The organism is Acinetobacter sp. YH12063, from assembly GCF_013419715.1.
Taxonomy (GTDB): Bacteria; Pseudomonadota; Gammaproteobacteria; order Pseudomonadales; family Moraxellaceae; genus Acinetobacter; species Acinetobacter amyesii.
Genome location: NZ_VOZO01000006.1, coordinates 1 through 15,420, shown reverse-complemented (window position 1 = coordinate 15,420; position 15,420 = coordinate 1). Strand labels below are relative to the sequence as shown.

Annotated in this window: 13 protein-coding genes and 1 rRNA gene; 7 read left to right on the top strand and 7 right to left on the bottom strand. The window is 41.9% G+C overall.

Annotated features, from left to right (window positions below; genetic code table 11):
• Window positions 1-313 precede the first annotated feature (313 nt).
• The gene (locus tag FTU12_RS07650; RefSeq protein ID WP_078189478.1) at window positions 314-934 is read left to right on the top strand and encodes a TIGR00730 family Rossman fold protein; all 621 of its coding nucleotides are present in this window, start codon (window positions 314-316) and stop codon (window positions 932-934) included.
• A gap of 85 nt (window positions 935-1,019) precedes the next feature.
• On the opposite strand, the gene FTU12_RS07645 is transcribed toward FTU12_RS07650, so the two are convergent.
• Both FTU12_RS07645 and FTU12_RS07640 read right to left on the bottom strand, forming a co-directional pair.
• On the bottom strand, window positions 1,020-1,985 hold the full coding sequence (locus FTU12_RS07645) for a hypothetical protein (RefSeq protein ID WP_180106750.1): 966 nt from the start codon (window positions 1,983-1,985) through the stop codon (window positions 1,020-1,022).
• 157 nt (window positions 1,986-2,142) lie between these two features.
• A complete protein-coding gene (locus FTU12_RS07640) occupies window positions 2,143-2,280 on the bottom strand; it encodes a hypothetical protein (protein ID WP_180026514.1) in 138 nt (45 codons plus the stop codon).
• Between the two features lie 200 nt (window positions 2,281-2,480).
• On the opposite strand from FTU12_RS07640, the gene mdtD reads away from it, so the two are divergent.
• From mdtD to FTU12_RS07610, 6 genes are all read left to right on the top strand, one after another.
• Window positions 2,481-3,872, top strand: coding sequence for a multidrug transporter subunit MdtD (mdtD, locus tag FTU12_RS07635; protein WP_180114110.1), 1,392 nt, complete (start codon window positions 2,481-2,483; stop codon window positions 3,870-3,872).
• A gap of 77 nt (window positions 3,873-3,949) precedes the next feature.
• Entirely contained in the window at window positions 3,950-4,735 is a 786-nt protein-coding gene (locus FTU12_RS07630) for a GH25 family lysozyme (protein WP_180105624.1), read from the top strand.
• 59 nt (window positions 4,736-4,794) lie between these two features.
• A complete protein-coding gene (locus FTU12_RS07625) occupies window positions 4,795-5,808 on the top strand; it encodes an MBL fold metallo-hydrolase (RefSeq protein WP_180114109.1) in 1,014 nt (337 codons plus the stop codon).
• A gap of 63 nt (window positions 5,809-5,871) precedes the next feature.
• On the top strand, window positions 5,872-6,927 hold the full coding sequence (dinB, locus tag FTU12_RS07620; RefSeq protein ID WP_180114108.1) for a DNA polymerase IV: 1,056 nt from the start codon (window positions 5,872-5,874) through the stop codon (window positions 6,925-6,927).
• A gap of 235 nt (window positions 6,928-7,162) precedes the next feature.
• On the top strand, window positions 7,163-8,479 hold the full coding sequence (shiA, locus tag FTU12_RS07615; protein WP_180114202.1) for a shikimate transporter: 1,317 nt from the start codon (window positions 7,163-7,165) through the stop codon (window positions 8,477-8,479).
• 29 nt (window positions 8,480-8,508) lie between these two features.
• The gene (locus FTU12_RS07610; RefSeq protein ID WP_180074215.1) at window positions 8,509-8,865 is read left to right on the top strand and encodes a RidA family protein; all 357 of its coding nucleotides are present in this window, start codon (window positions 8,509-8,511) and stop codon (window positions 8,863-8,865) included.
• A gap of 80 nt (window positions 8,866-8,945) precedes the next feature.
• Here FTU12_RS07610 and FTU12_RS07605 read toward each other — a convergent pair whose 3' ends face one another.
• The 5 genes from FTU12_RS07605 to rrf all read right to left on the bottom strand — a co-directional run bounded on the left by FTU12_RS07605 (window position 8,946) and on the right by rrf (window position 15,202).
• Window positions 8,946-9,488 (bottom strand): DUF2726 domain-containing protein, encoded by a 543-nt coding sequence (locus tag FTU12_RS07605; protein WP_078189487.1) that lies wholly within the window; start codon window positions 9,486-9,488, stop codon window positions 8,946-8,948.
• 433 nt (window positions 9,489-9,921) lie between these two features.
• Window positions 9,922-12,333 carry a YgiQ family radical SAM protein gene (locus FTU12_RS07600; RefSeq protein WP_078189552.1) on the bottom strand — a complete coding sequence of 804 codons (2,412 nt, stop codon included), beginning with the start codon at window positions 12,331-12,333 and terminating at the stop codon, window positions 9,922-9,924.
• Window positions 12,334-12,580: 247 nt separating this feature from the next.
• Window positions 12,581-13,393 carry a M48 family metallopeptidase gene (locus FTU12_RS07595; RefSeq protein WP_180114107.1) on the bottom strand — a complete coding sequence of 271 codons (813 nt, stop codon included), beginning with the start codon at window positions 13,391-13,393 and terminating at the stop codon, window positions 12,581-12,583.
• 321 nt (window positions 13,394-13,714) lie between these two features.
• Entirely contained in the window at window positions 13,715-14,908 is a 1,194-nt protein-coding gene (locus tag FTU12_RS07590; RefSeq protein WP_180114106.1) for an MFS transporter, read from the bottom strand.
• 179 nt (window positions 14,909-15,087) lie between these two features.
• A 5S ribosomal RNA gene (gene rrf / locus FTU12_RS07585) occupies window positions 15,088-15,202 on the bottom strand.
• Between the last annotated feature and the right edge of the window lie 218 nt (window positions 15,203-15,420).

Genomic DNA, 15,420 nt, shown 5'->3' with positions numbered 1-15,420 from the left:
TCTCCTGAATGTTATTCACACGTAGATCATGCTGATTTGAAGATGAAATGCATTGGACATGCGCAAACGCTTTTAATGGCGTTCTTTCTAATATTTTGATGTGTGCTGAGTGACAACAACCACTACCCATGACGGTTCTTTAGCTTGAAATGAAGTTTTAAGTATAGCAAGTTAAGGTAAAAATTCACCCTTTTTTACCAAAGTACAATCTCAGTATGGAAGAATTTAAACCCAGTGATGACATTAAATTGTCATATTTAGCTGCCAATGTAGTGTCATAAAAAATAACATGCTAAGGTAAAATTAAAACGTAATGAATAGCGGATTAAAAATGACAGAAAAACGTGGTAATCCTTCTCCTGCTACAACACAACCTTTAATCGCACTGTATTGCGGCTCCCGCTCTGGAAACAATCCAATTTATCAAGAAAAAGCCATCGCGTTGGCGCAAGGCTTGGCTGAACATGGTTTTGGTCTGGTCTATGGTGGCGCCAGTATTGGCCTGATGGGTCAAGTCGCTGACGCTGTGGTCGAACATGGCGGCGAAGCCGTTGGCGTGATTCCTGAGTTTATGTTGGATTATGAAATTGCACATAATCATTTGACTGAACTACACGTCGTGCGCAGTATGCATGAGCGTAAAGCCATGATGGCAGAACGTGCAAGTGCCTTTGTTGCCCTGCCCGGTGGTCTCGGTACATTCGAAGAAATTTTAGAAATCGCCACTTGGGGACAGTTGAATCAACACCAAAAGCCGATGATGCTTTATAACGTCAATGGCTTCTATGATGCACTGATTGCACAATTAGACCATGCGGTCGCTGAAGGTTTCTTGCCGCCGCAGCATCGTGCCAAACTGATCGTATGTAATTCTTCGAAGCAGATCTTTAGTGCACTGAAAAATTTAGATTGCCCGAAAAATTTCGTGGTCTAACTGTATTTTAGATGTCAAAAAGGGGAATAATGCATTCCCCTTTTTTATTGCTCGATGTCCTACTTCAAATCGAGATCGTGCCGACTTATCCCGACACCACACGATAGAACCATGGCAAGGTTGTCGCTAAGAAAATACTCATCAATAAACCAAGCATCAATTTCATCGCATCTTTGCTGACATTTCGTGAAGTTCGATATTTATTCACTTCATGTAAATGCATGGACATGGCAAATTCACGTCCTGCGAGTAAGCCCAAGAACACCCAAGTGGTACTCATTGGAATATTACTCCACTCTTTGAACACCAATAAAATCAAGGCATACATAAAGTCGATAATGGTTGCAGAACGAATATCAGCCACACCCGTTTTGGTGTCGATAATGCCCTGAATCGCCCCACCACGTTGGTACAAAATGATCCCAAGTAGTACGATAAACACCACAATTGCAAAAATCAGGAACTCCAGCGGCACCTGACGAGGGACGTAGACAAAAATATTGGCCAAATCCTGAATCAGCCACTGACTCCATAAAAATGCAGTCGAAACCCACTGTAGTCCAATCCAAATATTCGAGGGTGTTTCATCACGTGTTTTACTGAAATAAACCGAAATGCCTTTAATCACAAAACGGTAAATAATAATCGCGACAACAAAAGCAACCGCGTAACCCATCATGGACTTGGTTAACATCGAGCCAAGACTACTCGGAGAGAAAATCGTTAACACTAAGAATGTGGTGCTGACCGGGATTCCGTAGCGAGTCAAAATGATCAGTAAGATCGGTGGCACAATATAGAGCCACGTGACCCCTTCTGCGGGAAATGGAATCGTTTCTAAACGACCATAAGATGCATCCCCCACGCCAGAACTGTACCAACCATAAACCAATACAATGGCTAGAATACTGCTGACATAGATCCACAACAGCCACCAAGGGCGATGCGCATTGGATGAAATAAAGGTTCCCAATGTCTGTGGCACATCATTACCGACAATAGAATAGGCCGCGAGACAGAAGCCTATGACCATCAGAATTTCGATTGTCATAAAAACAAAACACCTTTGCCATAAAGAAAAAGCCCTCCAATAAATGAAGGACTTGAGCGCATTATGACAGTTTATCTGGCGTTCATACAATTTCGTGCCGTGCTTTTCTCGACACTAAAATAAAAACCTCAAATAAAACAAATGCTTTAAACTTTAATTATTTCAATTTAATCTGATAAACCGCCGTGCTACCGCTCACTTCATTTCCAACCACCAACAAAGGTTGAGCATTGGGCGAATCTTTGGCCGCAATAAAAATCAGACCTTCGGGCCCTAAATCGCCTTGTTTAACCACATCAGTGCCGAAACTTGTAGTTTCATGTTTTCATTCGTCTTTTATTAAAATATGACCAATTTATAAACATTAGGTTGCATAGAGATGAAACTTTCATTGCATTTTTCTTGCAATTTTTTGGCTCAATTATGCAAAGCTTTTACTACATCCAAATGGCAATATTCATTTAAACTGTTTAAAAATCTCAGCTTTATTGACTTATGAATAGCACGCCAACGCATCAGGCTTTACAACCCGAATTTAGACTTCTAGTGCTATTGGTCTCTCTTGGCTTTTTTATGCAAGGCCTGGATACGACCATCGTCAATACCGCAATCCCAGCGATGGCAAGAAGTTTGGGCGAAGACCCGCTTCAAATGCATAGTGTGGTCGTGGCCTATGTCTTGTCTGTCGCAGCGTGTATTCCCTTAAGTGGTTGGTTGGCCGATCGTTTTGGTGTACGAAATACGTATTTCACAGCCATTATTATTTTTACGTTAGCATCGCTAGGCTGCGGCATGGCCAATAGCCTGAATGAGCTGCTGGTTTATCGGGTAATTCAAGGCATAGGTGGCGCATTACTGCTACCTGTTGGGCGTTTAGCAATGCTCAAAGTGATTCCTCGGACACAGTTTTTATCGGCTATGAGTCTGATGAGCCTTGCCGGTTTGATGGGCCCCTTAATTGGCCCTACCCTTGGCGGTTGGATGGTGGAAGTCGCAACATGGCATTGGATCTTTTTAATAAACATTCCAATGGGGCTGTTAGGGGTTCTTATTACCTTTAAAGCCATGCCCAATGTGACCGAACCGAGCGTACAACGCTTCGACTTTATGGGTTTTTTCTTATTGGTCGTCGCCATGGTGGGTTTATCGTTAGGCATTGAAAACTTTGCCAGCCCGCATCTGCCGCTATGGTGGAGCCTGCTTTTGGTCGCTGCAGGCATCATCGCCAGTTTGATCTATGCCTTTCATGCACATACCCACGCCAATGCGCTGTTTCGCAGTAAATTATTTCAAAATCGGATCTATGCCATCGGCATTATCGGCAACTTCTTTGCCCGCCTTGGCGGCAATGCCATGCCATTTTTGATTCCCTTAATGCTACAAGTGGCTTTTGGCTTTGAGCCATTTATCACAGGGTTATTGATGATACCGACTGTACTCGGCTCATTGGCATCTAAACCGATTATTCGTCAAATTATTCAACGCTTTGGCTATCGCAAAGTGTTATTGGTAAATACCTTCTTGGTCGGCGCTTGTATTTGCAGTTTTGCGCTCTCTACGGCTGAGACCCCCACGTGGTTACGTGCCTTACACTTTTTTATTTTTGGTATTTTAAATTCGCTGCAATTCGTTTCGATGAATACCTTAACCCTCAAAGATTTACCCCAACAAGATGCCAGCAGTGGCAACAGTTTCTTGTCGATGATTATGATGGTGTCGATGAGTATCGGTGTGGCTTTGGCTGGGACTTTAGTCAACGTGTTTACGGCCTATTATGGTGCTGCACAAATCGAAACAGCATTCCATAGCACCTTGATTTTACTCGGCTGTATTAACCTGATTACCGCAGCGATTTTTTGGCAGATTCCTAAACATGTGGATGTCTAAATCCGTGTCATCGGGCAAATCTATGACAGATCAGCCATTAAAGGGTTATGATAAAAGAGATACTTGGATACATTTTCATGCCTAAAAAAGCCAAATCACGTACCACAAAAAGTTCACTCAAAAAATACAGCCCGATTATTGCACTCAGCGCTATCAGCGGCGTCTTGGTGGTGGCAGGACTGGGTTATTTAGCCGTTATGCCGCATCGCCCTGCATCTGCAGAAGAATATCCAGTCAAAGGTTTTGATGTTTCCCATCATCAAAAAGATATTCAATGGTCAAAAATTTCACCTAAAAAATACCAATTCGTTTATCTCAAAGCCACAGAAGGTGGTGATTTTAAAGATCGGAAATTTCAAGATAACTGGCTGCAAGCGCGGGAAAACGGCTTTTTAGTTGGGGCCTATCATTTTTACCGTCTGTGCCGTGATGGCAGGATTCAGGCAGAAAATTTTATTGCTTCCGTGCCGAAAAAAGCCGATGCCCTTCCCCCAGTGATTGATTTGGAATATGACACCAACTGCATTAACACCTACAGCAAAGAGCAGTTACTCAAAGAAATCACTTATATGCATGATCGCTTGCACCACCATTATGGCAAACAACCGATTTTTTATACCTCGAAGTCTTTTTATAATATTGTCTTAGCTGGCGAGTTTAAACAGACGCCGCTGTGGGTCCGTGAGTATAAAGGCCCACCCGATCTAAAAAACAATCCGAAATGGCTGATTTGGCAACATACCAATCAAGGACAAATTCAAGGCATCTCGACCAGCGTCGATTTAAATGTATTTTCAGGTGATGATAAGGCTTGGACTGATTTTTTAGACAAAAATGGCGTTTCCCCGATCAAACCCCGTTGATTTATTCACCGACTCAGGACAACATCGAACAAAATAATCCATGAAAACTGAGTCGCAGGATGCGTATTTTAAAAATTTTTCTTATTATATTTTCAGTCTTTATGATCCTCGCCATCGGGATATTGGCATATTTGATCCAACCTTCAGGGACCTTGGCAGCGTTTAAAACGTGGCATTATCAACTTCCCACACAAAGCACTACAGATACTCGCTCAGCGGCGCCCTATCACGTGAAGTTCTTTGGTGTTTCGACCTTACTTTTTGACGATGGCCAAGAGCAACTCCTCATCGACGGCTTCTTTAGTCGACCTTCACTCAGTCGGACCATATTCACTCAGATTCAAAGTGATCAGCCTTTATTAAAAAGCTATATCGACCAATACGACTTAAAACGTACACGTGCTATTTTCGTGACTCATTCACATTATGATCATGCGCTCGATATTCCAATGTTGGCCCACCAGCTCCCTAAAGCCATGATTGTCGGCTCTAAAAGTACCTTAAATATTGCACGGGCGATGCCAATCGCTGAATCACAATTACACGAAGTTCAAGCTTGGCAACCGATGCAAATCGGTAAATTCACCATTACTGCCATCCCCTCGCAACATACTCCGCCAACGGCCGTTAATGATGATTTGGGAGAAGAAATTTCGCAGCCACTGCAACTCCCTGCACATTTTAGTGCGTTTAAAGAAGGTGGATCGTATGATTATCTCATCCAACATGGGCCGCATTACAGTTTAGTCAAAGCCAGTACTGGTGCTGTGCCCAAACAGTTGCAAAAACTAAAAGTCGATACTTTATTTTTAGGCATTGCCCAACTTTCCAAGCAAACGGCAGCGTTTCAACAGCAATATTTCAAAGAAACCTTAGCGATTCTTCAACCCAGTACCGTGATTCCAATTCATTGGGATAATTTTTTCAAACCACTGAATCCAGAGCTCGAATTTTTGCCCCGCTTTGCCGATGACACCCCTCAAAGCCTAAATCTATTAATACAGTCGGCAGCAACTCAAAACACCAAGGTGGTTTTACTCAGTCAACCTGTGTCGTTCGAGTTAAAAAATTGAGGAAAGCGATGGATTGACTGTGCGATACTGACATTCAATTTTTAGGCACTGATCTAACTAGGCATGAGGAAAATCATACATATCGACATGGATGCATTTTTTGCATCTGTAGAGCTGCGGGAACGTCCAGAACTCAAGCAGCTTCCTGTTGTTGTGTCTTCACATCACCCTCGTGCAGTCATCTGTGCCGCGTCCTATCCTGCACGTGAGTTTGGTTTACGTTCTGCAATGTCGATGGCACAGGCCCGTAAACTCTGCCCACAGGTCGTGGTGATCGAACCGAATTTTGAAAAATATCGTGCCGTTTCGGCGCAAATTCATACCATTTTTCAACGCTATACGTCGCTGATTGAGCCACTATCCTTAGACGAAGCTTATTTGGACGTCACAGTAAATTTACAACACATTCCGAGCGCCACCGAAGTCGCTATGCGAATTCAGGCAGAGATTTTACAAAGCACTGGTTTAACTGCCTCCGCAGGTGTCGCGCCCAATAAATTTTTGGCTAAAGTCGCTTCTGATTGGAACAAACCCAATGGCATTTGTATTATCAAACCTTCACAAGTTCTGCATTTCATCCATGACTTGGCACTGAAAAAAATACCCGGTGTGGGAAAAGTGACTCAAGAAAAATTAAAAGCTATGCAACTCAATACATTGGGGGATTTACAACAAATTGAAGAAGCCGTTCTGATTCATCATTTCGGTAAATATGGCCGACAACTCTATCTGTATGCACAAGGGATTGATGAACGACCGGTCCAATCTAGCCGCGAGCGTCAGCAGATTTCCAAAGAAACCACTTTTGATGATGATCTCACCCTGAACCAATGTCAGCCCTATTGGCCCAAACTGATTGACCAAGTTTGGTCTAGTTTAGAAAAAAAGCAGTTAAGCGCGCGCGGTGTATCGGCCAAATTAAAACTGAAGAATTTCCAAGTGCTACAGCACAGTAAAAGTTTTAAAACGTCACTGAATCATCGTGAAGACCTTGCGCAGGTATTGCAGCAATTACTGCATGAAATGCATATTTCTGAGGACGATCAATTTCGTCTGATTGGCGTAGGTGTCTATCAATTAAGTGCGCAAAACCAAGAAACACAACTTTCGCTGCTCTAAAAACTTCAAGAAGATCGTATTTGCTTAAGATTTAGGCAGAAGAACAAAATTAAAGCAATTTGCTATTCACAAAGCCTAAAATTAGAGTACTCTATCAGCGCACTACATTATCCGTGTATGCGCTGAGATGCTGAAAATCACCTTTACTTTCAGCATGCTGTCCTGTGATTGGCGTGACGATCAAATCCGAATATTACAGGGCAACTCTGTTGTCAATCATGGAATACCCCGCTGTATGCCTTCTGCAAAATCTGCTCCAAATCCTCAAAATATTTCACAAAATCAAGAACAACGTGCGCGTAAAGCCGCATTAAGTAGCTTCATTGGTGCCGTAGTCGATTGGTACGATTTTTTACTTTATGGCATTGTTGCCGCACTCATTTTCAAAGATCAGTTTTTCCCCAGTATTGGCAACAATATGGGAACCTTGGCAGCCTTGGCGACCTTTGGCGTCGGCTTCCTGTTCCGCCCCTTAGGCGGCATTGTGTTTGGACATTTTGGTGACAAACTGGGTCGGAAAAAAATGTTGGTGCTCACCGTCATCCTGATGGGCATTTCGACTGTCGGTATCGGTTTATTACCCAATTTTGCGGCCATCGGTTGGTGGGCCCCGATCCTACTCGTAACACTTCGGGCAATACAGGGTTTTGCTGTCGGTGGTGAATGGGGCGGCGCTGCCCTGATGGCTGTAGAAAATGCCCCGAAAGGCAAAAAAGCCTTTTACAGTAGTGGTGTACAAATTGGCTATGGCGTCGGACTCGTTCTGGCAACAGGCGCTGTGTCTTTGATTATTGCCACTTTGGGTGAAGATGCTTTTGCCGATTGGGCGTGGCGAATTCCCTTTATTGCCAGTATTGTCTTGCTGGCTATCGCAATGTGGATCCGACGTGATCAAGACGAATCTCAAGAATTTGTCGACCATGTGGTCAAAGCTCAACAAACGCCACAAAAATTACCGATTCTGCAAGCGATTAGCCAACACCCCAAAGCCTTTTTCTACATTATTGCGCTGCGCTTGACCGAGTTACTCACCATGTATTTGGTGACGAACTTTGCACTGAATTATTCCACCGCTCAATTGGGCATGGACAAACAGTTCTTCCTCAATATCACCTTAATGGTTGGTGCCATTAGCTGCTTCAGCATTCCGCTCTTTGCGTGGCTAGCAGATCGATTTGATCATCGTAAAATGTGCGTGCTGGGTGGCTTAATTGGTGCGCTTTCAGCTTTTCCCTTCTTCATGGCCCTTGATGCACAAAATACTTGGCTGATTATTGTCGGTGCAATTTTCCTTGCCAATATTGCCCATGATATGGTGGTGAGTGTACACCAACCGATTTTTACCTCCTTGTTTGGTACCGCCTATCGCTACAGTGGCGCAGGTGTCGGCTATCAAGTGGCCAGTATTATCGGTGGTGGCTTTACCCCAATGATTGCAGCAGCTTTGGTGATTTGGGGTGATGGTTCATGGCATTATGTGGCAATCTACCTTGCTGTCGGCTGTTTATTGACGGCTTTGGTTGCAACTACAATGCCTAAAACTCAAGATTAAGTGACCTTTTTGCTTTCAGGATATTTCGCATGACCATCCAACGCCTGCATATCACCCAACGCTTTTCCGAAATCGCTATTTCTGGTCAATTGATCCATTTGGCAGGTCAATTGGCAACAGACCTTGATTTAGACATCAAAGGACAAACACAGCAAACATTTGAGATCATTGATCAATTTCTTGCAGATGCCGGTACAGATAAAAACCACATTATGTCAGTGACCATTTATCTTAAAGATATTGAACAGGATTATGCAGCATTCAATGAGGTATGGGATGCGTGGGTGTCTGACATTGAAGCATTACCACGGACTTGTGTCGAAGCCAAATTATACGACCCCCGTGTACTGGTAGAATTAACCGTCGTAGCCGTTAAGCCTGAATAATCATTAAGCCTGAATAACAATAAAAAAAGCATGTCTAAAGACATGCTTTTTTTTTGCAAAAGACTTTGCTCTTTGAATCCCTAAGATCCAATAATTTTGATTTTTTTACGTTCCAAATCTGAATATAAATGATATTTTTTCAGATCATTAACCGGTACGAATGGCGCTTGTACACGCTGCTCATTTAAGAAATCTTCGCGTAATTGAACGTACTCAGGCACATCATCATAACGAATGACACGATAGCCTGCCAAAGCGAGCAAAGCATCTTGATATTGCGACTGCTGCATCCGTTTTAGCACCATCGGATCATCTAAAGCGACGATTGCCAAGATCTGATGCTGTTCATCTAGGACGACAAAGTCCGCCACCATATTACGGTACTTATTACGTGTACGATAATATTTCGTGGTCAACAGTGCATCAAAAGACACATGCGCAAGGATCGTATGCTTAGGCAAAATTTCTTTTAAACGCGTGTAGGTTAATTGCTCATTAATGTTGAAAATAGCACGTTGTTTCAATGCGCTATCTTGTTGCTTAGAATCACCTTCTAAACTTTTCCAAGCCATTATGAGCACACAGAAGAGTAAAATACTCCCTATTACTATGTATATAGTCATCTCATAATCCTTTATATTTCTTATATTTTTGGTTTTTCACATACTTCTTATACTGATGAAGTATACAACCAGTATTATTTTTTTAATTTCCTATTAAAAAAAATAACTCTAACGTTCACACAATACATATTTAAACTGACAAAAAGTTGCAAACTTAAAGCGTCAAACATCACATGCCACTTCATTCAGAGTAATAGCATCCATTGCTATATACAGATACTTTAGATCATTCGTAAAAACGTCAGCAAGCGGATTTCCTCTCACTGTTAGACAATTCCGATAAACTGTCAATTTTTCGCTCCTATTTCATTGAAATAACTGACTCAAAGGCTACATTCAGATGGTAACAAGATATAAAAATACAAACTGTCTGATGCTGCCGAGCATAACTCCCATAAAAAAGACACCAAAGTGTCTTTTTTATTTATCCATTTTAAGCGCGTGATTTAGGCTTTGATTTTCCTTTGGGTTTCGGACCACCAAAAGGTTTTTTCGCATCACCCGTTTCACGCGGCGGCAGACCAGTATGCTGCGTCAAGATTTGACCACGCTCAGGACGCTTCTTGGTATTCGAAGGACGCGATTGAGCAGCCTTAGTCCGATTGCCTTGTTCACCTGTACGTTTTTGTGAATCACCCGCAATGCTTGAGTTCTTTTTACGTGCAGACTGGTATTGACCCTCAGCACTGCCTGCAGGCTGATAAGTCGGAATCAAATGCTGTTTTGAGTTCCCGATCAGATCCTGACGCCCCATTTCTTTGAGCGCTTCACGTAGCAATGGCCAGTTGTTTGGATCATGATAACGCAAGAAGGCTTTATGCAAACGGCGGCGTTTTTCACCTTTCACGATATCGACATTTTCGGTATAACGCGCCACTTTAGCCAGCGGGTTTTTACCGGTGTAATACATGGTCGTTGCAGTCGCCATTGGTGATGGATAGAAGGTTTGCACCTGATCGGCACGGAAACCATTCTTCTTCAGCCAAATCGCCAAGTTCATCATGTCATAGTCCGTCGTACCCGGATGCGCTGCAATAAAGTAAGGAATGAGATACTGCTCTTTCCCTGCTTCCTTACTGAAACGATCAAACATTTGTTTGAAACGGTCATAGGTCCCGATCCCCGGTTTCATCATCTTCGATAATGGACCTTTTTCGGTATGTTCAGGCGCAATCTTCAAGTAACCGCCGACGTGATGTGTCACCAATTCTTTGACATATTCTGGGTTTAACACCGCAAGGTCATAGCGTAAACCGGAACCGATCAGAATCTTTTTAATCCCCGGCAATGAACGTGCTTTACGGTATAACTGCGTTAAAGGTGCATGATCGGTGTGCAAGTTTTGACATACACCCGGGAATACACACGACGGCTTACGGCAGTTCTTTTCAATCTCAGGATCTTTACATGCCAAACGGTACATATTGGCCGTTGGGCCGCCTAAGTCAGAAATGATCCCAGTAAAGCCCGGTGCGGTATCACGAATTTTTTCAACTTCACGCAAAATCGATTCTTCAGAACGGTTTTGGATGATACGCCCTTCATGCTCTGTAATTGAGCAGAAGGTACAGCCGCCAAAACAGCCGCGCATAATGTTCACAGAGAACTTAATCATGTCAAAGGCAGGAAAACGCGCTTCACCATAAGCTGGATGCGGCAGACGTGCATATGGCAAGTCAAACACATAATCCATTTCTTCTGTAGTCAATGGAATCGGCGGCGCATTCAGCCAAACATCACGTTCACCATGCTTTTGCACCATCGCGCGCGCATTGCCTGGATTGGTTTCCAAATGCAAAATACGGTTGGCATGTGCATACAGCACAGGATCATTCGCCACATCTTCATAGGCAGGTAAACGAATCACCGCCAATTCACGCGGCGGCAATTTATGCTTAATGGCTTTTGATGCAGGCTGCAGCTGCACGATTTGCGTATCGGCGTCTAAGTTATCGCCTTCACGGACAATCGGATTTGCTACCGCTTCTTTTTGGAAGCCTTGATATTGCGTAACGCTGTCTTTGCCTTTTTCGATTTCACAGCCTTCAAGGTCTTCGGTCATTACATAAGGGTTAATGATCGGATCGACACGGCCAATTGCATCGACATCATTCGAAGCAATTTCAACAAACTTCGCTTTTGAAGCCCGGTTATTTTTATTCACAATAAATGCGGTACCGCGGACATCCGTAATCTCTTGGATTTTTTCACCGCGGGCCAAACGATGCATGATTTCCGTGATTGAACGTTCACCATTACCATACATCAATAGGTCGGCTTTCGAGTCCATCAATACTGAACGGCGGACTTTATCTGACCAATAATCATAATGCGCAATACGGCGCAGCGAGGCTTCAATACCGCCCAATAATACAGGCACATCTGGATATGCTTCACGCACACGCTGGCAATATACCGTTGCTGCACGGTCTGGACGTTTATTCGGTTGATTATCTGGAGAATACGCATCATCCGAACGGATTTTACGGTCTGCCGTATAGCGGTTGATCATCGAATCCATGTTGCCGGCAGTCACGCCCCAAGCAATATTTGGTTTACCCAATACACGGAAGGCTTCTACATTGGTCCAGTCTGGCTGAGCAATAATCCCGACACGGAAACCTTGTGCTTCAAGGGTACGGCCGATAATGCCTGAACAGAATGATGGATGATCAATATATGCATCACCACAAACCAAAATAAAGTCGCAGCTGTCCCAACCGAGTTGATCCATTTCTTCGCGTGACATCGGCAAAAATGGCGCAGGGTCAAAACAAGACGCCCAATATTTGTCGTAATCAAACAACGCTTTTGGCGCAGTCTGCATAGTATAAGCAGTAGACATGGCTAGCAATTCTCGGCTGGCAGATGGAATGATCTGAAAAAAGATCAAAGAAGATGAAAGCCGATCATTTTACCATGAATTCCATTCATCATGCTTGATTATAATTTATACAATAGCTACAGAATCATTGAATTGTTTTATATAGACATCAGATGTAATAGTGCTAAAGCATCGACTTTAAAACAAGATTTAAATAAATCACTTGTAACTTTGCTTTAGTTTAAATCAACCTAGAATGTGCCATGAGTTATCGCATTTTATTCAACATTAAAGCCTGCGCCTGTTGAAATTGAATGTGCATTTCAGGTAAATATTTTTCAATATAAATCTTATGCTTATCTATACTGTCTTGAGTCATCAATGGTTTTACATCAAGCATTTGACGGCGTGTCGTTTCCTGCTGATATTTATGCCAAAAACTTAATGCTGCATTTGGATCAAAGCCCGCTTTCGACATAAGATCAAGTGCGAGAACATCAGCTTCCAGTTCAAATTTTGAAACTTTAGGCAAAAAAACAGCTTGCCCAGTCACACTACTGGCCGCAGTAGCAAGCGTACCGATACCCGCAGTTGAAGAAATCATCGCCACCTGACTTGCAAACAGCAGGGAAATCTTCTCACGATGATGATCACGCAGAGCATGTGCCATTTCATGCGCCATCACAAATGCCAATTCATCTTCATTCAGCTTTAAACTCCAATACAAACCCGTGTTAATGACAATTTTCCCACTTGGAAAACCATGTGCATTTAAATCTTTATTTGAATTCCCACTGACTTGCCAATCCCATTGACTCGAACCTTGACGGTAAAACTCCGCATTTTTTTTGAGTTTATTTAAAACCTGATCCAATTTCGGATCAATGATCAAAAGTTGTTTGTCTTTCGCTTGATGAATAAATTGTTGATACGATCTATCCGCCTGTTTAGTTAATAACTTTTGAGGAACGATAAAAAACTGTTTTCGCTCTGCGCCTGCTGTCCCTAAATTCGTGGTACTTGTACAAGCTGAGATTAAGATAAAAACCAAAGCCATCATTAAAATAGTTATATTTTTCATAATCGCCTTAATTTTAATACCAATATTGATCTATATATATAATTCTATCTAAAAACAAATGCAAAAATATTCAAAAAAACAAATAATTCATATTTATCATATATTTATTATTTTTCAAACTTTTAAAAATGATAACCAAAAATAATTTATTTATAATATTGTGATGTATTTCATTATTATGAGGCACCTTTTAAAAGGCATATTAGACCAAAGTTGTATAATCATAAAAATAGTAAACTTAGCCATTTTTATAGCGTTATTTATATTAAAAATAGATGTAAAACGAATATTTAATAATAACTTATTCACATATTTCTATCTTTATTTATTCAATTGTATTGCTAAAAATAAACCAATCATCAAGATAACAGCAATAAAGCTCGTCAACCCAATCCAACCAGAAATTTCCCAAACCAAACCACTACTACTACCCAAAATACTAGAACCTAAGTAATAGCAAAATAAATATAAAGATGAACCTACGGCACGGTATTGCAGGGATTGAACTGATACCCAACTACTTGCCGTGGAATGCGCTGCAAAAAAAGCAAAAGTGAATACAATCAGCCCCAAAATGACTGACCAAAATGCCGGAATGAGCATGATCAACAGCCCGAACAACATCATGATCAGCATCGAAGGTAAAACTTTTACCCGGCCAAAGCGTTTCCCCCAACTTGCAGCCCGAGGTGAACTATATATTCCTGCCAAATATGCTATGGAGATTAGTCCAATCCATGTTTGCGAAAGCTGATAAGGTTCTTCTAATAGGTGGTAGCTCATATAGTTAAATATAGAGACAAAACATCCCATGAGGATAAAGCCTTGAAGGAATAAAATTCTCAGCTTTGGATCTGCTAAATTTTTAACGAAAGATTCATAAAATCGGTTGAAACGAATGGGATAAGCTTGAAAATGTTGAGATGCTGGAAGTAATAAAAAGAATGCTGTGGCTATACATAGGTTAATGATGCCGATAATCATCATGGCATTTTGCCAACTAATATAATCAATCAATACCCCGGCAATGAGACGACCACCCATTCCTCCAATCGCAGTACCCGATATATACAGGCCCATTGCAAAGCCTATATCTTTTTGCGCAATTTCTTCACCTATATAAGTCATTGCAACAGCAGCAACACCGCTCACACTTAATCCAATCAGCACACGATTCAGTAGAAATACTTCCCAAAGCGGAAATATAGAACTGATAATTGAAAGTGATGCTGCCAAAAATAAAGCGGTGACCATGACAGGCTTACGGCCGAATCGATCTGAAATTAAACCAGTGAAAAGTAATCCTATTGCTAAGGCAATAGTAGAAAAAGATAAAGGAAAGCTGCTATGTGTCGGACTGACATGAAAGAAATTCGCAAAAATGGGCATCATCGGTTGTACACAATACAACGATGAAAAAATTGCAAAGCCTGCTAAAAATAAAGAAAATAAAATGGCAAGAAATGGCCGTGTGCCATATTCAATATAAGGAGAATTTGAGGCTAAATCAGACATGAGCTTTCCATCAATGACACGGATAGTATACGCCTTTCAGCCTTTAATATAAAAATCACATAAAATTGAATGAAGAATTCTTTATTTTCTTCTCCCCCATTCTCCTTTCCCCCTTTTATCTTTTTTCTCCTTGCATAAAAAAACACCCCCTGAGATATCAGGGGGTGTTTCGAATAATGAGCTGGCGATGACTTACTCTCACATGGGTAACCCCACACTACCATCAGCGCTAAGAGGTTTCACTTCTGAGTTCAGGAAGGGATCAGGTGGTTCACTCTTGCTATTGTCGCCAGCACAACTGTTATGACTTTGCATTTGGTCTTATCTTTTCAGTGCCGTTGCTTGGTCAAATGAGTTATTAACAGATCATATCTGAGTTTCGTATTTTGTTCTTAAGCGTTAACTAAATCAAGTTATTTTGCTTAATATCGAATCAATTGATGCTTGATACAACAACTGTTTGGGTGTTGTATAGTCAAGCCTCACGAGCAATTAGTATTGGTCAGCTTCAT